The sequence below is a fragment of the Nonomuraea maritima genome (genome assembly GCF_900100395.1).
Lineage (GTDB): Bacteria > Actinomycetota > Actinomycetes > Streptosporangiales > Streptosporangiaceae > Nonomuraea > Nonomuraea maritima.
In genome coordinates this window covers 32,273-54,123 of the sequence record NZ_FNFB01000005.1, presented here as the reverse complement: position 1 = coordinate 54,123, position 21,851 = coordinate 32,273, and the positions used below count along the sequence as shown (strand labels likewise).

Annotated in this window: 21 protein-coding genes; 13 read left to right on the top strand and 8 right to left on the bottom strand. The window is 71.5% G+C overall.

Translation table 11 applies throughout. The features are described from left to right. The first annotated feature begins 350 nt into the window (after positions 1-350). Genes kdpF through BLR04_RS10930 form a run of 4 tightly spaced genes read left to right on the top strand, consistent with a single transcriptional unit; the run spans position 351 to position 5,051 of the window. Positions 351-440 (top strand): K(+)-transporting ATPase subunit F, encoded by a 90-nt coding sequence (gene kdpF / locus BLR04_RS10945; protein WP_090762405.1) that lies wholly within the window; start codon positions 351-353, stop codon positions 438-440. Beyond that, complete coding sequence (gene kdpA / locus BLR04_RS10940; protein WP_090762403.1) at positions 440-2,101, top strand: potassium-transporting ATPase subunit KdpA; 1,662 nt, start codon at positions 440-442, stop codon at positions 2,099-2,101. Before kdpF ends, kdpA begins: the two co-directional genes overlap by 1 nt. After that, the gene (kdpB, locus tag BLR04_RS10935) at positions 2,101-4,215 is read left to right on the top strand and encodes a potassium-transporting ATPase subunit KdpB (RefSeq protein ID WP_090762401.1); all 2,115 of its coding nucleotides are present in this window, start codon (positions 2,101-2,103) and stop codon (positions 4,213-4,215) included. The genes kdpA and kdpB overlap by 1 nt, the downstream gene beginning before the upstream one ends. Beyond that, entirely contained in the window at positions 4,215-5,051 is an 837-nt protein-coding gene (locus BLR04_RS10930) for a potassium-transporting ATPase subunit C (protein WP_090762399.1), read from the top strand. The genes kdpB and BLR04_RS10930 overlap by 1 nt, the downstream gene beginning before the upstream one ends. Positions 5,052-5,095: 44 nt before the next feature. On the opposite strand, the gene BLR04_RS10925 is transcribed toward BLR04_RS10930, so the two are convergent. After that, positions 5,096-5,476: a VOC family protein gene (locus tag BLR04_RS10925; protein WP_090762397.1), complete on the bottom strand. Its 381-nt coding sequence runs from the start codon at positions 5,474-5,476 to the stop codon at positions 5,096-5,098. A 230-nt stretch (positions 5,477-5,706) separates the two neighbouring features. Between BLR04_RS10925 and BLR04_RS10920 the strand changes: the two genes are divergently transcribed. Then, positions 5,707-6,252 (top strand): NUDIX hydrolase, encoded by a 546-nt coding sequence (locus BLR04_RS10920; protein ID WP_090762956.1) that lies wholly within the window; start codon positions 5,707-5,709, stop codon positions 6,250-6,252. Here the strand turns inward: BLR04_RS10920 and BLR04_RS10915 are convergent. After that, positions 6,151-6,858, bottom strand: a complete 708-nt coding sequence (locus BLR04_RS10915) for a histidine phosphatase family protein (RefSeq protein ID WP_245740174.1) — start codon at positions 6,856-6,858, stop codon at positions 6,151-6,153. The genes BLR04_RS10920 and BLR04_RS10915 overlap by 102 nt on opposite strands. Before the next feature lie 273 nt (positions 6,859-7,131). Here BLR04_RS10915 and BLR04_RS10910 point away from each other — a divergent pair, with 273 nt between their 5' ends. Further along, positions 7,132-7,833, top strand: coding sequence for an SDR family NAD(P)-dependent oxidoreductase (locus BLR04_RS10910; RefSeq protein ID WP_090762393.1), 702 nt, complete (start codon positions 7,132-7,134; stop codon positions 7,831-7,833). A gap of 52 nt (positions 7,834-7,885) precedes the next feature. Continuing rightward, positions 7,886-8,581 carry a helix-turn-helix domain-containing protein gene (locus tag BLR04_RS10905; protein ID WP_176903027.1) on the top strand — a complete coding sequence of 232 codons (696 nt, stop codon included), beginning with the start codon at positions 7,886-7,888 and terminating at the stop codon, positions 8,579-8,581. 76 nt (positions 8,582-8,657) lie between these two features. Here the strand turns inward: BLR04_RS10905 and asnB are convergent, their stop codons facing one another. Beyond that, positions 8,658-10,508: an asparagine synthase (glutamine-hydrolyzing) gene (gene asnB, locus BLR04_RS10900; RefSeq protein WP_090762389.1), complete on the bottom strand. Its 1,851-nt coding sequence runs from the start codon at positions 10,506-10,508 to the stop codon at positions 8,658-8,660. A 184-nt stretch (positions 10,509-10,692) separates the two neighbouring features. On the opposite strand from asnB, the gene BLR04_RS10895 reads away from it, so the two are divergent. After that, positions 10,693-12,039: an APC family permease gene (locus BLR04_RS10895; protein WP_218128820.1), complete on the top strand. Its 1,347-nt coding sequence runs from the start codon at positions 10,693-10,695 to the stop codon at positions 12,037-12,039. 27 nt (positions 12,040-12,066) lie between these two features. Here BLR04_RS10895 and BLR04_RS10890 read toward each other — a convergent pair whose 3' ends face one another. The 4 genes from BLR04_RS10890 to BLR04_RS10875 are packed head-to-tail and all read right to left on the bottom strand — an operon-like array spanning position 12,067 to position 15,895. Next, positions 12,067-13,053 (bottom strand): aldo/keto reductase, encoded by a 987-nt coding sequence (locus BLR04_RS10890; RefSeq protein ID WP_090762385.1) that lies wholly within the window; start codon positions 13,051-13,053, stop codon positions 12,067-12,069. A 60-nt stretch (positions 13,054-13,113) separates the two neighbouring features. After that, the gene (locus BLR04_RS10885; RefSeq protein ID WP_281191382.1) at positions 13,114-14,001 is read right to left on the bottom strand and encodes an amidohydrolase family protein; all 888 of its coding nucleotides are present in this window, start codon (positions 13,999-14,001) and stop codon (positions 13,114-13,116) included. 42 nt (positions 14,002-14,043) lie between these two features. Then, complete coding sequence (locus BLR04_RS10880) at positions 14,044-15,012, bottom strand: threo-3-hydroxy-L-aspartate ammonia-lyase (protein ID WP_090762383.1); 969 nt, start codon at positions 15,010-15,012, stop codon at positions 14,044-14,046. Between the two features lie 22 nt (positions 15,013-15,034). Next, complete coding sequence (locus BLR04_RS10875) at positions 15,035-15,895, bottom strand: alpha/beta fold hydrolase (protein WP_245740173.1); 861 nt, start codon at positions 15,893-15,895, stop codon at positions 15,035-15,037. Positions 15,896-16,076: 181 nt separating this feature from the next. Between BLR04_RS10875 and BLR04_RS10870 the strand changes: the two genes are divergently transcribed. The 5 genes from BLR04_RS10870 to BLR04_RS40530 are packed head-to-tail and all read left to right on the top strand — an operon-like array spanning position 16,077 to position 21,280. After that, positions 16,077-17,147, top strand: a complete 1,071-nt coding sequence (locus tag BLR04_RS10870) for an iron-siderophore ABC transporter substrate-binding protein (protein WP_090762380.1) — start codon at positions 16,077-16,079, stop codon at positions 17,145-17,147. Positions 17,148-17,172: 25 nt separating this feature from the next. Next, positions 17,173-18,198, top strand: coding sequence for a FecCD family ABC transporter permease (locus BLR04_RS10865; protein ID WP_090762378.1), 1,026 nt, complete (start codon positions 17,173-17,175; stop codon positions 18,196-18,198). Between the two features lie 2 nt (positions 18,199-18,200). Beyond that, entirely contained in the window at positions 18,201-19,262 is a 1,062-nt protein-coding gene (locus BLR04_RS10860; protein ID WP_090762376.1) for a FecCD family ABC transporter permease, read from the top strand. Positions 19,263-19,264: 2 nt separating this feature from the next. Beyond that, positions 19,265-20,092 (top strand): ABC transporter ATP-binding protein, encoded by an 828-nt coding sequence (locus BLR04_RS10855; RefSeq protein WP_090762374.1) that lies wholly within the window; start codon positions 19,265-19,267, stop codon positions 20,090-20,092. A 60-nt stretch (positions 20,093-20,152) separates the two neighbouring features. Next, entirely contained in the window at positions 20,153-21,280 is a 1,128-nt protein-coding gene (locus BLR04_RS40530) for a hypothetical protein (protein WP_176903026.1), read from the top strand. Positions 21,281-21,292: 12 nt separating this feature from the next. Here BLR04_RS40530 and BLR04_RS10840 read toward each other — a convergent pair whose 3' ends face one another. Next, entirely contained in the window at positions 21,293-21,826 is a 534-nt protein-coding gene (locus BLR04_RS10840; RefSeq protein WP_090762369.1) for a hypothetical protein, read from the bottom strand. Positions 21,827-21,851 lie beyond the last annotated feature (25 nt).

The following is a 21,851-nucleotide window of genomic DNA, read 5'->3' as shown; positions in this document are numbered from 1 at the left end:
GTCACCGATATCAGAAGTGGGCGTACTCCCAAGGGACATGAAAAAGCTCCTGATTGATTGCTTCGTCCCTATCGTCCACCCAATCCAGGCCATGACCCGTCCGGCTTCCCGCGAGGAACGTCCCACCCCGTAGGGAGCCCGTCAAGAAAAACGGAATCGCCGTAGGAATGCCGTCAAAAAAGCTAAATACCCACCAAAGTCGCGGTTTGCTGGCCGTTGAGAGGCCGCCCGATCCGGTGCGGCCCACCATCGTGCTGCAAAGGAGTGGGGATGGCCGACGTCGTCTTCGTCGCCCTGACGATCGCGATCTTCGTGGTCTTCGGGCTGGTGGTGAAGGCGGTGGAACGACTGTGAACGCGGTCAATGCCACCGGCCTCGTGGTCATCGTCGCTCTCGTGATCTTCACGGTCGTGGCCCTGCTGTTCCCGGAGCGGTTCTGATGAGCACGACCGCCGCAGGGATGATCTTCATCGTCTCCCTCGTCCTCGCGCTCGCCCTGGTCCACAAACCGCTGGGCGACTACATGCACCGCGTCTACACGACGCCCAGGCACACCGCCGTCGAGCGGTGGATCTACCGGCTGCTCGGCATCCGCCCCGACACCGAGCAGAGCTGGGGCGTCTACGCCCGCGGCCTGCTGGCGTTCTCGCTGGTCTCGGTCCTAGCCGTGTACGGCATCCAGCGACTGCAGGACAAGCTGCCGCTGTCGGTGGGGATGGCCCCGGTGACCGACCACATCGCGTGGAACACCGCGATCAGCTTCGTCACCAACACCAACTGGCAGTCCTACTCCGGCGAGTCCACCATGGGCCACCTGACCCAGATGGGCGCGCTGGCGGTGCAGAACTTCGTGTCGGCCGCGGTCGGCATGGCGGTCGCGGTCGCGCTGGTGCGCGGCTTCGCCCGCAGCCGCACCGAACACCTGGGCAACTTCTGGGTGGACCTCGTACGCGGCTGCGTACGCATCCTGCTGCCGATCGCCTTCGTCGGAGCGGTGGTGCTGGTGGCCGCCGGAGTGATCCAGAACTTCGCCGCGCCGCACGACATCGCCACGCTCGCCGGCGGCCACCAGGCGATCACCGGCGGCCCGGTCGCCTCGCAGGAGGCGATCAAGGAGCTCGGCACCAACGGCGGCGGCTTCTACAACGCCAACTCCGCCCACCCGTTCGAGAACGCCACGAGCTGGACCAACTGGGTGGAGCTGTTCCTCATCCTGCTGATCCCGTTCGCGCTGCCGCGCACGTTCGGCCGGATGGTCGGTCAGGTCCGCCAGGGCTACGCGATCCTCGCGGTGATGGGCGTGCTGGCGCTGGCCGGTGTGCTGCTGACCAACGCGTTCGAGCTGTCGGCCCACGCGACCGTCCCGCAGGCGGTGGGGGCGGCGATGGAGGGCAAGGAGGTCCGCTTCGGGGTCTCGAACTCGGCCACGTTCGGCGCGGTCACCACGCTGACCTCGACCGGCGCGGTCAACTCCTTCCACGACTCCTACACGCCGTTCGGCGGCATGATGACGATGGTCGACATGATGCTCGGCGAGGTCGCGCCGGGCGGCGTGGGCGCGGGCCTGTACGGCATGCTCGTCCTGGCCGTCATCACGGTGTTCGTCGCGGGCCTCATGGTCGGCCGCACGCCCGAGTACCTCGGCAAGAAGATCGGCGCGCGGGAGATCAAGCTCGCCTCGATGTACTTCCTCGTCACACCGGCGCTGGTGCTGATCGGCACCGCCGCGGCGATGGCCTCGTCCGTGCAGCGCGCGAGCATGCTCAACAGCGGCCCGCACGGGCTGTCCGAGGTGCTGTACGCGTTCACGAGCGCCTCCAACAACAACGGATCGGCGTTCGCCGGGCTCACGGTGAACACCCCGTGGTGGGACGTGGCCCTCGGGCTCTGCATGGCGTTCGGCCGGTTCCTGCCGATCATCCTCGTGCTGGCGCTGGCCGGTTCCCTGGCCCGCCAGTCCCCGGTGCCCGCGTCGGCGGGCACGCTGCCCACGCACCGGCCGCAGTTCGTCGGCATGGTCGTCGGCGTGACGATCGTCCTGGTCGCGCTCACCTACCTGCCGGCGCTCGCGCTCGGCCCCATCGCAGAAGGGCTGTCCTGATGTCGACACAAGTGCTCGAGACGCCGAGCCAGGTGCCGGCACCGAAGAAGAACGGCCGGGTGGGCGGCGGCCTGCTGGATCCCCGGCAGCTCATCAGGTCGCTGCCCGACGCGCTCAGAAAGCTCAACCCGGTCACGCTGTGGCGTAACCCGGTGATGTTCGTCGTCGAGGTCGGCGCGGTGTTCACCACCGTGCTGGCGGTCGCCGACCCGTCGTTCTTCGCGTGGGCGATCGTGGTGTGGCTGTGGCTGACCGTGATCTTCGCGAACCTGGCCGAGGCGGTGGCCGAGGGCCGCGGCAAGGCGCAGGCGGCCACGCTGCGCGCGGCCAAGCGCGACACCACGGCCCGCCGGCTCAGGAGCAGCGACGCGGTCGATGGGGACGTCGTGGGCGCGGCCGAGCTGCGGCCGGGCGACTTCGTGGTCGTCGAGGCCGGCGAGGTCGTCCCCGGTGACGGCGACGTGGTCGAGGGCATCGCCTCGGTGGACGAGTCGGCCATCACCGGCGAGTCCGCACCGGTGATCCGCGAGTCCGGCGGCGACCGCTCGGCGGTGACGGGTGGCACGAAGGTGTTGTCCGACAAGATCATCGTACGGATCACGCAGAAGCCGGGCGAGAGCTTCATCGACCGGATGATCGCCCTCGTGGAGGGCGCCGACCGGCAGCGGACCCCGAACGAGATCGCGCTGAACATCCTGCTCGCCGCGCTGACCATCGTCTTCCTCGTGGCCACCGCGACGATGCAGCCGCTGGCGATCTACTCCAAGCTGGTCAACCCGGGCGTCCCCGACTCCGTCGCGCTGACCTCCGACGGCGTCACCGGCATCGTGCTCGTGTCGCTCATCGTGTGCCTGATCCCGACGACGATCGGCGCGCTGCTGTCCGCCATCGGCATCGCCGGGATGGACCGGCTGGTGCAGCGCAACGTCCTCGCGATGTCCGGCCGCGCGGTCGAGGCCGCCGGGGACGTGTCCACGCTGCTGCTGGACAAGACCGGCACGATCACCCTCGGCAACCGGCAGGCGGGCGAGTTCGTCCCGGTGGCCGGGGTGAGCGAGGCCGAGCTGGCCGAGGCCGCGCAGCTGTCGAGCCTGGCCGACGAGACGCCCGAGGGCCGCTCGATCGTGGTGTTCGCCAAGGAGCGCCACGGCCTGCGCGAGCGCGAGCTCCACGGCGCCGAGTGGGTGCACTTCACCGCCCAGACCCGCATGTCCGGCGTGAACCTGGGAGAACGCCAGATCCGCAAGGGCGCCGCGTCCGCCGTCCTGCGGTGGGTCCGCGACCAGGGCGGCCACCCCACCGACGAGGTCGGCCGGATCGTGGACGGCATCTCCGCCTCCGGCGGCACCCCGCTCGTCGTCGCCGAACGCGGCCGCGTCCTCGGCGTCATCCACCTCAAGGACGTCGTCAAGCAGGGCCTTCGCGAACGGTTCGACGAGATGCGCCGCATGGGCATCCGCACCGTCATGATCACCGGGGACAATCCGCTGACCGCCCGCGCCATCGCCGAGGAGGCAGGGGTCGACGACTTCCTGGCCGAGGCCACCCCCGAGGACAAGCTCGCGCTCATCAAGCAGGAGCAGGAAGGCGGCCGCCTGGTCGCGATGACGGGCGACGGCACCAACGACGCCCCCGCCCTGGCCCAGGCGGACGTCGGCGTGGCCATGAACACGGGCACGTCGGCCGCCAAGGAGGCCGGCAACATGGTCGACCTCGACTCCAACCCGACGAAGCTCATCGAGATCGTGGAGATCGGCAAGCAGTTGCTGATCACGCGCGGCGCGCTGACGACGTTCTCCATCGCCAACGACGTCGCCAAGTACTTCGCGATCATCCCGGCCATGTTCGCCGCCGTCTACCCCGGCCTGGACGCACTCAACGTCATGCGGTTGTCCAGCCCGCAGTCGGCGGTCATGTCCGCGGTCATCTTCAACGCGATCGTCATCGTCGTGCTGATCCCTCTGGCTTTGCGCGGCGTCCGCTACCGCCCGTCCAGCGCCTCCAAGCTGCTGTCACGCAACCTGTACGTCTACGGGCTGGGCGGCATCATCGCGCCGTTCGTCGGCATCAAGCTCATCGACCTGCTCATCCACCTCCTTCCTGGGATGTCCTGATGAAACGTCTGCCGAGCCTGCTCCGCAGGCACCTGGCCGCGCTGCGAGCCGTGGCCGTCCTCACCGTGCTGCTGGGCCTGGTCTACCCGGTGGTCACCACCGGCGTGGCCCAGGCGCTGTTCAACGGCCACGCCAACGGCTCGATCGTCGACCGGGACGACAGGCCGGTGGGCAGCGCGCTCATCGGCCAGTCGTTCACCGACGCCGACGGCAACCCGATCAGGAAGTATTTCCAGTCCCGCCCGTCCGCCGCCGGCGACGGCTACGACCCGACGTCGACGGGCGCGAGCAACCTCGGCCCCGACGACGTCGTGGACACCCTGCCCGCGCACGGTGAGGAGGGCCGGCAGTCGCTGCTCACCCGGGTGTGCGCCAGGTCGAAGGCGATCGGCGAGCTGGAGGGCGTCAGCGGCGCCCGTCCGTACTGCACTCCGGACGGGGTCGGCGCGGTGCTGAAGGTCTTCCCCGGCCACGCGGTCAGCGTCAACCAGGCGTGTCCCGCCAAGCCGTTCGTCACCGCGTACAAAGGGCTGGAGGTGGAGTGCGCCGTGCCCGGCGAGGACTACGCGGCCGGGCGCACCGTCCCGATCCGGGGCGACGCGGGACCGCCCCAGGTGCCCGCGGACGCCGTCACGGCGAGTGGGTCGGGCCTCGACCCGGACATCTCCGTCGCCTACGCCGACCTCCAGGCGCCGCGCGTCGCCCGCGAGCGCGGCATGCCGCTCGACCAGGTGCGCGACCTCATCCGGTCGCACACCACGGGCCGGGCGCTCGGCTTCATGGGCGAGCCGGCGGTGAACGTCCTGGAACTCAACCTGGCGCTCGACGGGAAGTGACCGGCCCGCGCCTGCCTGAGCAGGCGCGCGGCCGGACCGGCGGGTCAGCCGCCGCCGTACGGGACGGTGATGATCTCCAGGTTGTGGCCGTTCGGATCGGACCAGTAGAGGCCACGGCCGCCGTCGTTGGTGTTGATCTGATTAGGACGCTGGTGGTGCGGATCGGCCCAGTACGTCAGGCCGCGTTCCTTGATCCGGCCCCAGATCTGGTCGAACTCCTCGTCGCCGACCAGGAAGGCGTAGTGCTGCGGCGGCACCGCGTCGCCCGCCTGGACGACGTCCAGCGAGACGCCGTTGGAGAGGGTGACGACCCGGAAGGGTCCGTAGACCGGGGCGGGTTCCAGCCCCAGCACGTCGACCAGGAACGCGGCGGTCTCGTCTCTGTCTCCGGCATGCACGATGGTGTGGTTCAGCTGGACAGACATACCTCCAGCCTATGCCCGCCCCTCGCACGCCGCCGGGCGTGCGGGGGACGGCGTGCGGGGAGCGCGCGAGGACCCCGGCGCGGGCGGTCAGGCGTAGGCCGGCCTTGTGCGGGTCAGGTGCGCGGGTCTCCCGGCGTGGCGCGACGGACGGTGGTGCGCCCACGTACGGTGGCACCTCGTGGGACGGTCCGGGGCGGTACGCTGCGACGAGGCGATCTTGGAGGATGCCGGTGAGAAGGCTGCTCGCGCGGCTCTGGCGCGGGCTCCGCGGGCCCGTGCAGTGGCGGCTGCTCTACCTGTCGCAGGCCAAGTTCGTGGTCGGGGTGACGGGAGTCGTCCGCGACCGCGACGGCAACGTCCTGCTGTTGCGGCACCGCTTCTGGCCCGAGCACCGGCAGTGGGGCCTGCCGACGGGCGGCGCGAAGCGCGGCGAGACGTTCGAGCAGACGGTCGTCCGCGAGGTACGGGAGGAGACCGGGCTCGAGGTGAGCGTGGGCGAGCTGGTGCACCTCAGGAGCGGGTTCCGGCTGCGCGTCGAGGTCGCGTACGCCGCCCGGTACGCAGGCGACGGCACGCTGCGGCTCGACCCGACGGAGATCCTGGACGCGCGCTGGTGCTCCCCGGACGACCTGCCGGAGGGCCTGCTCGAGCCGCACCGCCGGCTGATCGAGCAGTCACGTGGGCAGGGCGGCCCCGGTGGAGAAGGACCCGTCGAGGTGCGCGGTGTCGTTGAAGCGGCGCAGGATCCACCTGGCCTCGGTCACCACCAGGTGTGACACCGACGCGTTGTCGGCGCCGAGGAACGCGAACGGCCGTGAGCCCGTGGCCGCCGCCAGCGCCTCGGCGATGAAGCCGCCGTGGGTGACCACGACGATCCGCTGGTCGGGGTGGGCGGCAGTGAGCTTGCCCAGCACCGCGCGGACGCGGCCGGAGAACGCTTCTGCGGGCTCCGCGCCGGGGATCACGTCCCAGCGTTCCTCGTCCGTCATGCGCTTCGTGATCGGGTGGCCCTCGGCGACCATGCGCCGGAACAGTCCGCCCTCCCACTCCCCGAGGTGCACCTCGCGCAGGTCGGGCTCGACCGCGGGGGTCAGCCCGAGCCGGGCGGCGAGCGGCGCGGCGGTATCGTGCGTACGGCGCAAAGAGCTCACGTAGATCGCGTCGACCCGCTCGGCGGCGAACCGCAGGGCCACCCGCTCGGCCTGCTCGCGGCCCTCCGGCGCCAGCTCAGGATCGCCCTGGCCGTCCACCAGGGGGAACGGGCGGTCGGGGCGCGCGGGCTGCGACTCGCCGTGCCGGACCAGCATGATCTCGGTGGCCCCTGGTGGCGTGCGGAACCGGCCCTGCCGGTACTCGACCGGTTTTTCTCTCTCAGATCCCACAATTCCAGAACATTACTCCACTTTTTGCAGAGCGCCGGGCGCTTCCCGGGGGGTGGGGTGCCCTCCTGAGCGCCGAGTGGGTGCTCTCGGCGGTTGCTGCGGGGGATCTACCGCAGCGTCAACGAGCGGGTGGGGCCGCTACCCAACCGGGACCCGCAGCTGAAGGGATCCGTTGCCGGGTGGTGCGTTCACGAGGGGCTGCCGGGCAGGTGGGCGGCGAGGGCGAGGTGGAGCGTCATCTCGTCGCGGCAGCGCACCCGTAAGGACGAACCCATGGACAAGGTCGCGGTCATCACCGGAGCGTCGCAGGGCATCGGGGCGGCGCTCGTGGAGGCGTACCGCAAGCTCGGCTACGCCGTCGTCGCGACGGCGCGCGGCATCACGCGGCACCAGCTTTCCGAGGTGCTCACCGTGCCGGGCGACCTCGCCGACCCCGCCACCGCCGAACGGGTCGTGGACACCGCGATGGAGGCGTACGGACGGATCGACACCGTGGTCAACAACGCGGGGATCTTCATCAGCAAGCCGTTCACCGACTACACCGACGAGGACCTCGACACGTACCTGGGCGTGAACGTCAGGGGGTTCTTCCACGTCACCCGCCGGGCGGTCCCGCACCTGCTGGCCCACGGGGACGGCCACATCGTGACCATCACCACGAGCCTCGTCGACCACCCGCTCTCCCGCGTGCCCTCGGTGCTCGCCTCGCTCACCAAGGGCGGCCTGCAGGCGGCCACCAGGTCCCTCGCCATCGAGTACGCCGGTCGCGGGCTCCGCGTCAACGCCGTCTCCCCTGGCATCGTGAAGACCCCGATGAACCCGCCGGAGACGTACGAGTTCGCGGCGTCCCTGCACCCCGTCGGCCGCATGGGGGAGATCTCCGACGTCGTGCAGGCGGTCGTCTACCTGGAGAGGGCGCCGTTCGTGACGGGCGAGATCCTCCATGTGGACGGCGGGCAGAGCGTGGGCCACTGAGCAGGAATGTCGGAGCCGCGTCGTACGCTCTGACCTCGAAGGAGGTGAGCGGGTGACGTTGGAGATCGAGAGCCGGGCGTCCGACTCGCCGTACGTCGAGCGGGTGTGGCGCAGCCGCAGTCAGGGTGTCGACCGGATGACCGCGGTCGCGGCGGCCACGTGGGACCTCGTGTTCTGGGGGCGGGCCGGCGAGGTGAGCGTGACCGTGCAGGGGCCTGAGTCGAGGGCGGCCACGGCGCCCGTGCCCGACGAGACGACGTTCTTCGGCATCACGTTCGCGCTCGGCACGTCGATGCCGCACCTGCCGATCCGGGTCGACGCCGCCACCGAGCTGCCGGGGGCGACGCGCAGGTCGTTCCGGCTCAAGGGGTCGAGCTGGCGCCTGCCCGACTACGACAACGCCGAGCAGTTCGTGCGGCGGCTCGTCCACGAAGACGTCCTGGAGCGTGACCCGGTGGTGGCGGCGGCGCTCGCGGGCGAGCCGGTCGGCGTGTCAGAGCGCACCCTGCAGCGGCGTTTCGCCGCGGTGACGGGCCTCACGCGAAGCGCCGTCCGGCAGATCGGCCGCGCCAGGCGGGCCGCGGTCCTGATCCGCGGCGGGGCGCCGGTCCACGACGTGATCCACGAGCTCGGCTACTTCGACCAGCCCCACCTGGCCCGCTCACTGTCCCGCTACATAGGCCGCACCGCCACCCGGCTGGCCCACCCCGACCCGCCCCAGCCGCTGTCGCTGCTCTACACGAGCTGACGCCGGGCGGGCATGGTACCGGCCCGCTCCGGGCGTCTGGGCGATCGGAACGGGCCGGAAATCGTGAGGGTCGCGATCAGAACGCGAGCTCCACGCGGTACTCCCGCAGCCATTCGTCCAGCTGCAGCAGCCGTTCCAGCGCCGCCCTGTTGAGCGAGGGTCCGGCGACGGGCCGCCCCACCATCGCGCGGGCCTTGTCCCAGTCGAGCACCTGGGCGGCGGGCGCGTTCGGGTCACGGAGCAGGTGCTCGACCCGCTGACGCAGCACCTCGTCGTACGTGGGGTCCTGCGTGGCCGGATACGGGCTCTTGACGCGCTGCAGGACGGAATCCGGCAGCAGGTCGGTGGCGGCCCCGCGCAGCAGGCTCTTCTCCCGCCCGTCGTAGGTCTTGAACGCCCACGGCGCGTTGAAGACGTACTCCACCAGGCGGTGGTCGCAGAACGGCACCCGGACCTCGAGGCCGACGCGCATGCTCATGCGGTCCTTGCGGTCGAGCAGGACCTGCACGAACCGGGTGAGGTGCAGGTAGCTGATCTCCCGCATGCGCCGCTCCAGCCCGGTCTCCCCCGCCAGCCTCGGCACCTCCTCGATCGCCTCGCGGTAGCGCCGGTCGCGGTAGCCGGCGAAGCCGATCCGCTCGGCGACGTCGTCCCTGAGCAGCAGGTCCGCGCCCAGGTGTTCGTTGCCCATCGCGGCGGGGCCGATCCACGGGAAGGCGTCGGCCGCGACCACCTCGGGGTCGTGGAACCACCGGTAGCCGCCGAACACCTCGTCGGCCGACTCGCCCGACAGTGCTACCGTCGAGTGCCGGCGGATCGCCTTGAACAGCAGGTAGAGCGAGGAGTCCATGTCGCCGATGCCGATCGGCACGTCACGCGCGCGCAGCACCTCGGAGCGCACGGCGGGGTCCATCATGTCGCCCGAGTTCAGCACGATGTCGGTGTGGTCGGAGGCGACGTGCTCGGCGAGCGCGTGGACGTACGGCGTGTCGGGCGTCGAGCGCAGCTGGTCGGGGTGGAAGTTCTCGGCGTACCCGACGAAGTCGACGGCGAAGGAGCGCACGGTGCCGAGGTGCTGCTGGCGCAGGTCCTTGGCGGCGAGCGCGGTGACCACACTGGAGTCGAGCCCGCCCGACAGCAGGGTGCACAGGGGCACGTCGCTGATGAGCTGGCGGGAGACGATGTCCTCCAGCAGGCCGCGGACGTTCTTGACGGTCGAGTCGACGTCGTCCGGGTGCTCGTACGACTCCAGCTTCCAGTAGCGGCGCTTGCGCAGCCCGTCCCGGTCGACCTGGACGATCTGGCCGGGCCGCACCTCGTACATGCCCTCGAAGATGCCGTGCTCGGGCGTCTTGACGAACGCGAGCAGCTCGCACAGCCCGTCGCCGTCGATCGCCCGCCGGGCGAGCGGGTTGGCGAGGATGGCCTTCGGCTCCGAGCCGAACAGCACGCCGTGCGGCGTCGGGTAGTAGTACAGCGGCTTGATGCCCATGCGGTCGCGGACCAGGAGCAGCTCCTCGGTCCTTTCGTCCCAGATGGCGAAGGCGAACATGCCGTTCAGGTGCTCGGCGAGGTCGGCTCCCCATTCGAGGTAGGCGTGCACCACGACCTCGGTGTCGCTCTCGGTGCGGAAGCGGTGGCCCCTGGCCGTGAGCTCGGAGCGGAGCTCGCGGTAGTTGTAGACCTCGCCGCTGTAGGTGAGTACGGCCGGCTTCTGGGTCTCGTCGCGGGAGGCGATCATGGGCTGCCGCCCGCCGGAGAGGTCGATGATGGCGAGTCTGCGGTGTCCTATCGCGGCGTGGGCGCCGGTCCAGAGCCCTTGGTCGTCGGGCCCGCGGCAGGCCATCGTGTCGGTCATCGCCTGAGCTGCGTCACGGGCGCCTCGCAGGTCCTGCTGGAAGTCGATCCACCCTGCTATGCCACACATGTTCTGAGTCCCCCTCAGTTCCGGACTCTTCTAGCCTTGCCCGTTTTCGACCGATTTGTCCCGAAATGTAGCGAAACTGTGATGCATATCGCGTTCAGGGGGGTTTACAGGTGAGCGTTCCGCACTCCCACACGCGGGTCACGACTCCGTGTCAGGCAAGCGGTCACGGGGAACGAGAATGGCCATGGCGCCCCTCGAACCCGAAGCCGGCAACGTTTCGCTCAAGCGGGCGATCGGCCCCAAGCTCCTCATCCTTTTCATCGTCGGCGACATTCTGGGCACGGGCGTCTACGCCCTCACCGGCTCCGTGGCGGGCGAGATCGGCGGCGCTCTGTGGGTGCCGTTCCTGTTCGCCTTCGTCATCGCGGTGCTGACAGCGATGTCGTACGTCGAACTCGTCACGAAGTACCCAAAAGCCGCTGGAGCCGCCCTCTACACACAGCGCGCATTCGGTAAACCTTTTTTCACCTTCATGGTGGCGTTCACGGTGATGTGCTCAGGGCTCACCTCGGCCAGCGCCGCGGCCCGCGCCATCGGCGGCGACTACCTGCGGGAGTTCGTCACGACGCCCGGCCTGCTGGTCAGCATCCTGTTCATCCTCGCGGTCGCGGCGCTGAACTACCGGGGCGTCTCCGAGTCGGTCAAGACCAACATCGTGTTCACCCTGATCGAGCTCTCCGGCCTGCTGTTGATCGTCGCGATCGGCGTGTACGCGGTCCTCACGGGCGGCGGCGAGCCGTCCCGGCTGACCGAGATCCACGCCGAGGAGGCGGGCGGGCTGATGTACGCCCTGCTCGGCAGCACGGCGCTGGCCTTCTTCGCGTTCGTCGGGTTCGAGGACTCCGTGAACATGGCCGAGGAGACGCAGGACCCCTCGCGCAACTTCCCCCGGGCGATCTTCCTCGGCGTGGCGATCACCAGCACCGTCTACATCCTCGTGGCGATCACCTCCTCGCTCCTCGTGCCGACCGCCGTGCTGAAGGAGTCGTCCGGGCCGCTGCTGGAGGTGGTGAAGGCGGGCGGCATCACCTTCCCGCCGCAGCTCTTCGCCGCGATCGCCGTCGTCGCCGTGGCCAACTCGGCGCTGATCAACATGATGATGGCGTCCCGGCTCGTGTACGGCCTGGCCAACGAACGGGTCGTGCCGAGCGGGCTCGGCTGGGTCGACCCCCGCCGCCGTACGCCGGTGATCGGCATCCTGTTCACCACGGCCCTCGCGATCGCGCTGATCTCCACCGGCGAGATCCGGGGGCTCGGCGACACCACGGCGTTCCTGTTGCTGTGCGTCTTCACGGTGGTCAACGTGGCGGTGCTCGTGCTGCGCAAGGACCGCGTCGGGCACCAGCACTTCCGGGTGCCCACGGCGGTGCCGGTGGCCGGCGCGGTGCTGGCGCTCGTGCTGGCCAGCCCGCTGACCGGCCGTCCCGTCGAGGTGTACGTCAGGGCGGGCGTGCTGCTGCTCGTCGGGCTGGCGCTGTGGGCCGCCAACTGGGCGGTGCTGCGCCTCCAGGCCGGAGCGTCCGCCCCGTGACGGGCGCCGGTCAGCCGGGCTCACCGGTCAGCCGGCCGCCCGCCCGAGGAGCTCGTCGATCTGCCGGAGCTGAGCCTGGTCGAGCGGGCCGTGCTGGAGCGCGCCGGCGTTCTGCTCGGCCTGCTCGACCGTCCTGATGCCGGGGATCGGCACCGTACGCCCGCTGCGGGCGAGCAGCCAGGCCAGGGCGCCCTGGGCGGGGGTGCGCCCGCCTGAGGTCAGGATGTCGCGGATCGCGTCCATCGCGGCGAGGAACTCGGGCGCGGGCCGGCCGTCCTTGAAGTAGGTCATCCAGGCCGGGGAGTCACCGCGTACGTCGTCCATCGGCAGCCGCGAGGCGGAGCCGTACTTGCCGGACAGCAGCCCCATCGCGAGCGGCCCGCGGTTGACCGAGGCGAGGTCGTGGGTGTCGCACGCGGCCAGCATCGCCGGGGTGTCGTTCAGGACGTTGAGCTGGTGCTGCACGGCGGCGCAGTGCGGCCCCTTGGCGAACGCGGCGGCCCGCGCCGGGTCGTCGGTGCTCCAGCCGTACGAGCGGATCAGGCCCTCGTCGACGAGCTCCTCCAGCGTGGCGATCAGGTCGTCGACCTGCTCCAGCGGCGCGTCGCCGAGGTGCAGCTGGTAGAGGTCGATGCGGTCGGTGCCGAGCCGGTCGAGCGACGCCCGGCACGCCTGCCGGACGTAGGCCGCCGAGAAGTCGCGGTCGGTGACGGTGCGGGTGGCCGGGTCGAAGACGTTGCCGAACTTGGTGGCGATGACCACCTCGTCGCGGCGCCCCGCGAGCGCGCGGGCGAGCACCCGCTCGCTGTGGCCGGCGCCGTACACGTCGGCGGTGTCGAAGAACGTGACGCCGAGGTCGAGCGCCCGGTGCACGGCCGCCACCGACACGTCGTCGTCCACCTCGCCCCAGCCCGCCGGCTTGCCTCCGGAGACGAACGGGCCGCCGATCGCCCACGCCCCGAAACCGATCGCGCTCACGCTGATCCCGCTCCGGCCCAGAGTCCGAACGCTCATCACACATCTCCTCCGCAGGTAGTGACGGGCCCAACCCTGCCACCTGGAGCGGACTCCAGGTCAAGAACCGAGGCCGAGGAGGCGGACGGCGTTGTCCTTGAGGATCCTGGGACGGACCTCGGGCTTGATGTCGAGCCGGTCGAAGTCGGCGAGCCAGCGGTCCGGGGAGATCACCGGGTAGTCGGAGCCGAAGAGGACCTTGTCCTTGAGCAGGGTGTTGGCGTACCGGACGAGCTGCGGCGGGAAGTACTTCGGCGACCAGCCCGACAGGTCGATGTACACGGTCGGCTTGTGGACGGCGACCGCGAGGGCCTCGTCCTGCCACGGGAACGACGGGTGCGCCAGGATGATCTTCAGGTTCGGGAAGTCGGCGGCGACGTCGTCCACCAGCATCGGGTTGCCGTACTTCAGCCGGATGCCGGCCCCGCCTGGCACGCCCGCGCCGATGCCGGTCTGGCCGGTGTGGAACAGCGCGATCGCGCCCAGCTCCTCGATGGCCTCGTACAGCGGGTAGGCCATCCGGTCGTCGGGCGAGAAGCCCTGGATGGCGGGGTGGAACTTGAAGCCCCGCACGCCGTGCTCGGTCACCAGCCGGACGGCCTCGCGGACGCCCGCCCGCCCCTTCCACGGGTCGACGCTCGCGAACGGGATCAGCACGTCGGCGTGCTCCGCGCAGCTCTCGGCGATCTCCTGGTTGGAGATGCGCGGGTGACCGGTGGCGTGCTCGGCGTCCACGGTGAACACCACCGCGGCCATCCTGCGGGCCCGGTAGTAGGCCGCCATCTCGGCGATGGTGGGTCGCTCGTGCGAGCCGAAGTACTGCTCGGACGCGCCGAACAGGTGCGGGCTGAGGGACCCGTGCCCGTCCTTGGAGACCTCTACATGAGTGTGGACGTCGACGGCCATCAGCTCGTCGACGTTGATGCCGGGCCCGCCAGGTTCACGCACGGGCACAGTGTCACCCAGCGGCGCGCCCGCGTCCAGAGGTGATCACGACGCGCACAGCTCGGCGAACCGCCGCACGTCGATGTTGCCGCCGGAGATGATCAGGCCGATCCGGCGCGGGACGTCCGGCAGCCGCCCGGCCAGCAGCGCGGCCAGCGGGACGGCGCCGCTCGGCTCCATGACGACCTTCATGCGTTCGAACGCCCACCGCATGGCCGCGACGATGTCGGCGTCGCTCACCACCACGACGTCGTCCACCAGCCGCCTGTTGACGGAGAACGTCAGCTCGCCCGGGATCTCCGCCGCCAGCCCGTCGGCGATCGTCCGCGACACCGGGACGGACACCCGCTCCCCCGCCGCCAGCGACCGCTTGGTGTCGTCACCGCCCTCCGGCTCGACGCCCACCACGGTGACGCCCGGCAGCAGCCCCTTCGCCGCGGTGGCGCTGCCCGCGATCAGCCCGCCACCGCCGACCGGCACCACCAGCATGTCGAGCTCGCCGACCTCCTCGATCAGCTCCAGCGCGGCGGTGCCCTGCCCGGCGATCACGTGGGGGTGGTCGTACGGGGGGATCAGCGTGAGCCCGCGCTCGGCGGCCAGCGCCTCGCCGATGGCCACGCGGTCGCCGGTGTAGCGGTCGTAGGTGACGATCTCGGCGCCGTACCCGGCGGTGGCCTCCCGCTTGATACGGGGGGTGTCCTCGGGCATGACGATCACGGCGCTGCTGCCGAGCTCGCGCGCGGCCAGGGCGACGGCCTGGGCGTGGTTGCCCGACGAGTACGCCGCGATGCCCCTGGCCAGCTGCGCGGGCGACAGCCGCGAGATGGCGTTGTACGCGCCACGGAACTTGAACGCGCCGATGCGCTGGAAGTTCTCGCACTTGACGAGGACCTCGGCGCCCACCAGGGCGTCCAGGGTGCGCGAGCGCAGGACGGGCGTGCGGTGGGCGACGCCCTTGAGCCGGGCCGCGGCGTCGTGGACGTCGTCCAGGGTCACCGGCAGTGCGTTCGTCATGCTTGCTGCTCCTTCGCGCGGGTCAGGGTCGGTCGAGGAAGTCGGCGAGGGCGGCCGTCCAGCGGGCGGGCTGGTCGACGTGGGCCATGTGTCCCGCCTCGTCGAGCACGACGGCCCGCGCCGACGGGATCAGCTTCGCGGCCTGTTCGGCGAGCTCGGCGGGGAAGGTCATGTCCTGCCGGCCGTGCAGCAACAGGATAGGCAGGCCGAGCGCGGCGAGCCGCTCGGGTGCGCGGTCGACCCGGGCGGTCGGCAGGGTGCCCGCCAGATAGGGACGCGCCCACTCGGCCGAGAAACGGACGCGGGAGACGCGCTCGCGGGAGGCGTCGAGGACCTCGGGACGCCAGACGTTCGCCTCGGCCCCGGCGAGCGCGGCCGCGCGGGTGAGGTCTGGCCCGGAGAGCGACGGGTCGGCCCAGACCTCGGCCTCGGCGGCGCGCCGCCGGTCGCGCTCCGCCCAGCCGTCGAACGCGTCAGGGGGTACGGGGAGCACGGCGCTGGAGGCGACCACGAGCCGCCGCACCCGTTCAGGGGCGGCGAGGGTGAGGCGTTGCGCGAAGTAGCCGCCGTAGGAGAAGCCGAGCACGTCGGCCTGCCGGACGCCGAGCGCGTCGAGCAGCGCGACGAGGTCGGCCGTCGCCGCGTCGGGGGTGTAGTGGTCGTCGGGCAAGCCGCGGGTGGATCGCCCACAACCCCGCAGGTCAGGAAATATCAGGTCGTGGCGGCTGGCGCGTTCGACGATGGGCTCGCGCAGGTAGGAGTGGTCCCAGTCCGGCCCGCCGTGGATCACCAGCAAAGGGCACGATCCGGGCGCTTCCGTGGTCCGCGCGACGAACAGTTCCACCGCCGGGCCGACGCGTACGAGCTGCTCCGAAACCGTCACCTGTCTCCTCTCGGGTGGGCCGCGTGCCGCCCGGGGATCATACGCCGCCGCCCGGACATCCCATCGTCCGAAGCGACCCCGGATCTGGTTTGACATGAGGGACCATGGTTAGGCTAGCCTCACCTAACTAGATCGCGACGACCCCGCCGTGCCCTTGTGACTGGAAGGACCCCCTCGCCACATGAAGCCCTCCTGGAAGGACGCCCGGCTCGCCGCGTTGAACGCTCTGGCGGTGTTCCTGGTCGCCACCGTGGCCGCCTGCGGCGCCGCGCCGGCCACCACGACGGCGCCCCAGCCCGAACCGTCCACCGCCACGGCCGCCGGCGGCCCGTACCCGGTGAGCATCGAGCACAAGTACGGCAGCACCACCATCCCCGCCAAGCCACAGCGCATCGTCACGGTCGGCCTGACCGACCAGGACGCCGTGCTCGCCCTCGGCGAGGTCCCGGTCGGCACGACGGAGTGGTTCGGCGGCTTCAAGGGCGCCATCGGCCCGTGGGCGGAGGACGAGCTGGCCGGGCGCCCGGTGCCCACGGTGCTCACCGACACCGGCAGCGGCCCGCAGGTGGAGAAGATCGCCGCGCTCAGACCCGACCTGATCCTCGCCCTGTACTCCGGCCTGTCCAAGGAGCAGTACGAGACGCTGTCGAAGTTCGCCCCCGTCGTCGCGCCCCCGGCGCGGTACAAGGACTACGGCATCCCGTGGCAGGTGCTCACCGAGACCGTCGGCCGCGCGCTCGGCAGGGCGGACGAGGCCAGGAGTCTCGTGGCCGGGGTCGAGGCCAGGTTCGCCGACGAACGCGCCGAGCACCCCGAGTTCGCCGATGCGACGGGCCTGGTGCTCACCCTGTACGAGGGATTCTTCGTGTACGGCAGCGAGGACCTGCGCACGCGCACCCTCACCTCGCTCGGCTTCAAGCTGCCCGCCGACCTCGACAAGGCGCTCGGCGACCAGTTCGGCGCGAGCGTCAGCAAGGAGCGCACCGACCTGCTCGACCAGGACGTGGCCGTCTGGACGGTGCCCGACGTCGACAAGGACAGCGCGACGCTGCACAAGGACCCTGTCTACGGTGACCTGCCCGTGGTGAAGGAGGGCCGGGAGGTCTTCGTCGGCGAGGGCAGCGCCTACGGCTCGGCGTTCTCGTTCGTCAGCGTGCTGAGCCTGCCGTACGTGCTGGACCGGCTGGTGCCGCAGCTCGCCGCGGCCGTGGACGGCGATCCCGCGACCAAGGTCGCGCCCCCGGCCTCCTGACCGGCATCCGCGTAGGAGAGTTCCGGTGACCTCACGCGTCGGCGTCCGTCCCGTCCTGCTGGTCGTGGGCGTCTGCGCCCTGCTCGCGCTGCTCTGCCTGGCCTCGCTCGCCTTCGGCGCCTCCGGGCTCTCCTTCGGCCAGGCGATGGGCGGGCTGCTCGGCAGCCCGCAGAGCCGTCAGGTGGAGAACGTCGTGTGGTCGGTGCGCGTGCCCCGTACCGCGATCGGCCTGATCGCCGGGGCCGCGCTCGGCCTGTCGGGGAACCTCATGCAGGCGCTGACCCGCAACCCGCTAGCCGACCCTGGACTGCTCGGCGTGAGCTCCGGCGCGTCGTTCGCGATCGTGCTGTCGATCGCGGTGCTGGGCCTGCGCACGCTGTACGGCTACATCTGGTTCGCCTTCGCCGGTGCGCTGGTCGCGAGCGTGCTCGTCTACCTGCTCGGCCGGCTGGGCCGCGCCGGGCTCACGCCGGTCAAGCTGGCGCTAGCGGGCGTCGCCGTCACCTCGCTGCTGTCGTCGATCACGAGCGCGTTCGTCCTGACCGACCCGGACGCGCTGGACCGGTTCCGGTTCTGGTCGGCCGGGTCGCTCGCCTCGGCCGACGGCGACCTGGCGGCGCGGATCCTGCCGTTCGTCGCCGCCGGGGCCGTCCTCGCGATGGCCGCCGCGCCCGCGCTGAACAGCCTCGCGCTGGGCGAGGACGTCGCCGCGTCGCTGGGCCGCCGGCTCGGCCTGGTGCGGTTACAGAGCGTCGTCGCCGTCATGCTGCTGACCGGCGGCGCGGTCGCGGTCATCGGCCCGGTGGTGTTCGTCGGGCTGGTGGTGCCGCACCTGGCCAGGATCCTCACCCAGAGCGCCGGGATCGGCCCCGACCACCGCTGGCTCATGCCGCTGTCGGCGGCGCTGGCGCCCTGCCTGCTGCTCGCCGCCGACATCGTGGGACGCCTCGTCGCCGAGCCGCTGGAGATCCAGGCCGGGGTGCTGGTCGCGTTCGTCGGCGGCCCGGTCTTCCTCGCGCTGGTCCGGCGGCGCCGACTCGCGGAGCTGTGAGCATGTCCCTGCACACCGAACCCAGGATCCCCCACTTCCGGCTCGCGGTCCCGCCCGTCTCCGGCGTCCTGCGGCCCAGGACCGTCGCGGTGTCGGCGGTGCTCGCCGTCCTCGCCTTCCTGGTGCTCAGCTGGGACGTGACCGTCGGCGACTACCCGATCGGGCTGACCGACGTGATGCGCGCGCTGGCCGGCGCGGGCGACCCCGGCACGCTCGTGGTCGTGCGTGAGCTGCGGCTGCCGAGAGCCGTGGTCGCCCTGCTGGTGGGCGTCGCGTTCGGCGTCTCCGGCGCGCTGCTGCAGACGATGACGAGGAACCCGCTGGCGAGCCCCGACATGATCGGGCTGACCCAGGGCGCGGGCACCGCCGTGACCGCCTCGATCGTGCTCGGCTGGGGCGGCGGGCCGCTCGGCATCCAGGGCGTCGGCCTGGCAGGCGCCGCGCTGACCGCGCTGGTCGTGTACGTGCTGGCGTGGCGCCGGGGCACGACCGGCTACCGCATCATCCTCGTCGGCATCGGGGTGTCGTGGATCTGCACCAGCGCCACCGACTACCTCGTCGCCAGGGGCGGCCGCTTCCAGGCCCAGGAAGCCCTCGGCTGGCTGGTCGGCGACCTGAACGGCCGCGACTGGTCGGCGGCGGTGCCGCTGGCCGCCGCCATGACCGTGCTGCTCCCGGTCGCGCTGCTGCTCGGCCGGCTGATGCGCACCCTCCAGCTCGGCGACGAGGTCGCCACCGGCGTCGGCACCCGCGTCCAGTCGGTCCGGCTCGCGCTGCTCGCCGCCGCGGTCGGGCTGGTCGCGTTCGGCACGGCCGCGGCCGGTCCGATCGCCTTCGTGGCGCTCGCCGCGCCGCAGATCGCCCAGCGGCTGGCCGGCGCGGCCTGGCCGCCGCTGGTCGCCTCGGGCCTGACCGGCGCCGTGGTCGTGCTCTTCGCCGACGTCGTGGCCCGGACCCTGATCGCCGGCGTCGAGCTGCCGGTCGGCGTGGTCACCGGGGTCCTCGGCGCGCCCGTCCTCATCTGGCTGCTCGCCCGCGCCTACCGCGCCGACTCGGAAGGCTGACCATGACGACCACCGACCCCGACCTGCGGGCCGACGGCCTGCGCCTGGCGTACGACGACCGGGTGGTCGTCGACGGGCTCGACCTGGCCATCCCGCGCGGCCGGATCACCGTCATCGTCGGCGCCAACGCGTGCGGCAAGTCCACGCTGCTGCGGGCCATGGCGCGGCTGCTCGCCCCCCGCGAGGGCGCCGTGCGGCTGGACGGCCGGGCCCTGCAGTCCATCCCGACCCGGGAGCTGGCCCGGCGGCTCGGCATCCTGCCCCAGTCGCCGCCCGCGCCGGAGGGCATCACCGTGCTGGATCTCGTCGGCCGGGGCCGGGCGCCGCACCAGACCTGGTGGCGTCAGTGGTCGGCGTCCGACGAGCAGGCGGTACGCGACGCGCTGGCCGCCACCGGGATGACCGAGCTGGCCGGACGGGCGGTCGACGAGCTGTCGGGCGGGCAGCGGCAGCGCGCCTGGATCGCCATGGCGGTCGCCCAGGGCACTCCCCTGTTGCTGCTGGACGAGCCCACGACGTACCTGGATCTGGCCCACCAGATGGACGTCCTCGACCTGATCACCGACCTCAACCGCAACGAGGGCCGGACGATCGTGATGGTGCTGCACGACCTCAACCAGGCGTGCCGCTACGCCGACCACGTGATCGCCATGAAGGCGGGCCGGATCGCGGCGCAGGGGGCGCCCGCCGACGTCATCACCGCCGAGACGGTCGAGGACGTGTTCGGCCTGCGCTGCCGGGTGACCGCCGACCCGGTCAGCGGCGCCCCGCTCATCATCCCGATCGGCCGGCACCACACCGCCGGTTCGGAGCTCGGGTCCGTACGCTGAGGAGCACAAACGCAACCAATGGGGTGGTTGGGGCAGAAGAGAATGCACCAGAATGGGGTTATGGCACACCCTCCGCAGCCCCCACAGCCCTACCCTCACCCCCAACAGCCGGGTGATTCAGGTGGCCAGGGGGCGGCACCCGGGTACGGCCCGCCCCAGCCCGGCCCCGAGGGCCCCGCCTACGGCCCGCCACCCGGCGCACCGTACGGACCGGGCCCGTACCAGCAGGCCCAGTACGGACCGGGACCCCAGCAACAGGGCCCCTACGGCCGGCCGGACGGCCAGGACGCGTACCAGCAGCCAGGCGCGCACCAACAGCCCGGCCCGTACCAGCCGGGCCCGCACCAGCAACCCGGCCCTTACCAGCCTGGCCCCTACCAGCAGCCGGGCCCGGGGCCGCACCCGCAGGCGGGCGGACCCCACGGCGGGTTCCAGCCTCCCGGCGGGCCGCCGTACGGGGGCCCGCCCGGCGGGTATCCCGGCCCGCCGCCCAAGAACAACAACGGCCTGGTCCTCGGCCTGGTGATCGCGGGGGTCGCGGTACTGCTGCTCGCGGGCGTCGGCGTCGGTGCGTACACCTATCTCCGCAACAAGCCCGACGTCGTGCCCACGATCGCCCTGCCGACCGTCACCACCCTGCCGGACACCGACCCACCGACCCCGCCACCGACGTCCGAGCCGCCGGAGCCGTCCCCCACGCCCTCCGAGTCGGCCACCGACGACCGGCCCGAGCCGGGATCGCCGATCAACGACGACGAGTTCGACGACTGGAACTTCCGGCTGGACTCGACCAAATACAACGCCAAGAAGGTGGGCGGCTGGACGTACGACTCGTGCGATCCGATCGACCCCACGGGCCTCCTCGACTGCGACCGGTCCACCGAGATCGCCTACACCGCGTACAGCGGGCACCTGAAGGCGATCCTCATCACCGCGTCCTTCCCGAACGAGCGGTCGGCGCAGGCGGCGGCCAAGCGGCTGGACAAGGCCAAGGGGCAGGGCATCAAGTGGCGCGAGGACAAGACGCTCACGAATCCCGTCTACGCCAAGATGCTGTCGGGGCCGACGGGGAAGTACGTCGTCATCACGATCGTCACCGCCGACTCCTCTGCCCGCGCGTCGGCCCAGGGGTTCCACAGGATGCTGCAGTCCGACCACGCCGCCTACTACGTCTTCCGGGACATGTGACCGGCCGCGCCCTCACCCGAGCGTGAAGTCGCCCTGGAACGGAGCGCTGTGGACGGGGCCGAAGAGCGCGCCCGACTCGCACCGTCCGGGCGCGCCGAGCAGGTTCGTGTCGAACTCGCCGGTGAACTGCCGTCCCGGGAACGCGCCGTCGCGGACCACGCCCGACAGGGTGACCCGGTTGAGTACGGCCTGCCCCATCGTGACCTCCGCCGTGCTCGTCGGCTTGGCCCGGCCCAGCCGCCACTGGAGGGTCACGGTGCCGGTGCCGGCGCCGGGGAAGTCACGGTCGGCGCAGCCGAGGCGCAGGTCGGTGAAGACGGCGCTGAAGCGGACCCCGGTGATGCCGAGCGCGCTGTGGTCGACGCACTCCTGCAGGACGCCGGTGTAGGTGACGTGCTGGGCCTGCGGCGCCGACTGCACCCCCGGCAGGAAGTGCGCGTTCCCCGACGCGCGGCAGGAGACCTCCGTGTCGGCCCGCGCGGGAGACGGCGCGGCGAGCAGCGGCAGGGCGAGGAAGGCGGGCAGCGCCCGGGCGAGAGCGGACAACGAGACGCTCCTTTCGCGACACGAG

What these genes read in the sequence shown, in the direction of transcription:
- kdpA (WP_090762403.1), top strand. Translation starts at nt 440, where the DNA reads ATGAGCACGACCGCCGCAGGGATGATCTTCATCGTCTCCCTCGTCCTC.
- kdpB (WP_090762401.1), top strand. Translation starts at nt 2,101, where the DNA reads ATGTCGACACAAGTGCTCGAGACGCCGAGCCAGGTGCCGGCACCGAAG.
- BLR04_RS10930 (WP_090762399.1), top strand. Translation starts at nt 4,215, where the DNA reads ATGAAACGTCTGCCGAGCCTGCTCCGCAGGCACCTGGCCGCGCTGCGA.
- BLR04_RS10925 (WP_090762397.1), bottom strand. Translation starts at nt 5,476, where the DNA reads ATGTCTGTCCAGCTGAACCACACCATCGTGCATGCCGGAGACAGAGAC.
- BLR04_RS10910 (WP_090762393.1), top strand. Translation starts at nt 7,132, where the DNA reads ATGGACAAGGTCGCGGTCATCACCGGAGCGTCGCAGGGCATCGGGGCG.
- asnB (WP_090762389.1), bottom strand. Translation starts at nt 10,508, where the DNA reads ATGTGTGGCATAGCAGGGTGGATCGACTTCCAGCAGGACCTGCGAGGC.
- BLR04_RS10895 (WP_218128820.1), top strand. Translation starts at nt 10,693, where the DNA reads ATGGCGCCCCTCGAACCCGAAGCCGGCAACGTTTCGCTCAAGCGGGCG.
- BLR04_RS10890 (WP_090762385.1), bottom strand. Translation starts at nt 13,053, where the DNA reads ATGAGCGTTCGGACTCTGGGCCGGAGCGGGATCAGCGTGAGCGCGATC.
- BLR04_RS10880 (WP_090762383.1), bottom strand. Translation starts at nt 15,012, where the DNA reads ATGACGAACGCACTGCCGGTGACCCTGGACGACGTCCACGACGCCGCG.
- BLR04_RS10870 (WP_090762380.1), top strand. Translation starts at nt 16,077, where the DNA reads ATGAAGCCCTCCTGGAAGGACGCCCGGCTCGCCGCGTTGAACGCTCTG.
- BLR04_RS10860 (WP_090762376.1), top strand. Translation starts at nt 18,201, where the DNA reads ATGTCCCTGCACACCGAACCCAGGATCCCCCACTTCCGGCTCGCGGTC.
- BLR04_RS10855 (WP_090762374.1), top strand. Translation starts at nt 19,265, where the DNA reads ATGACGACCACCGACCCCGACCTGCGGGCCGACGGCCTGCGCCTGGCG.
- BLR04_RS40530 (WP_176903026.1), top strand. Translation starts at nt 20,153, where the DNA reads ATGGCACACCCTCCGCAGCCCCCACAGCCCTACCCTCACCCCCAACAG.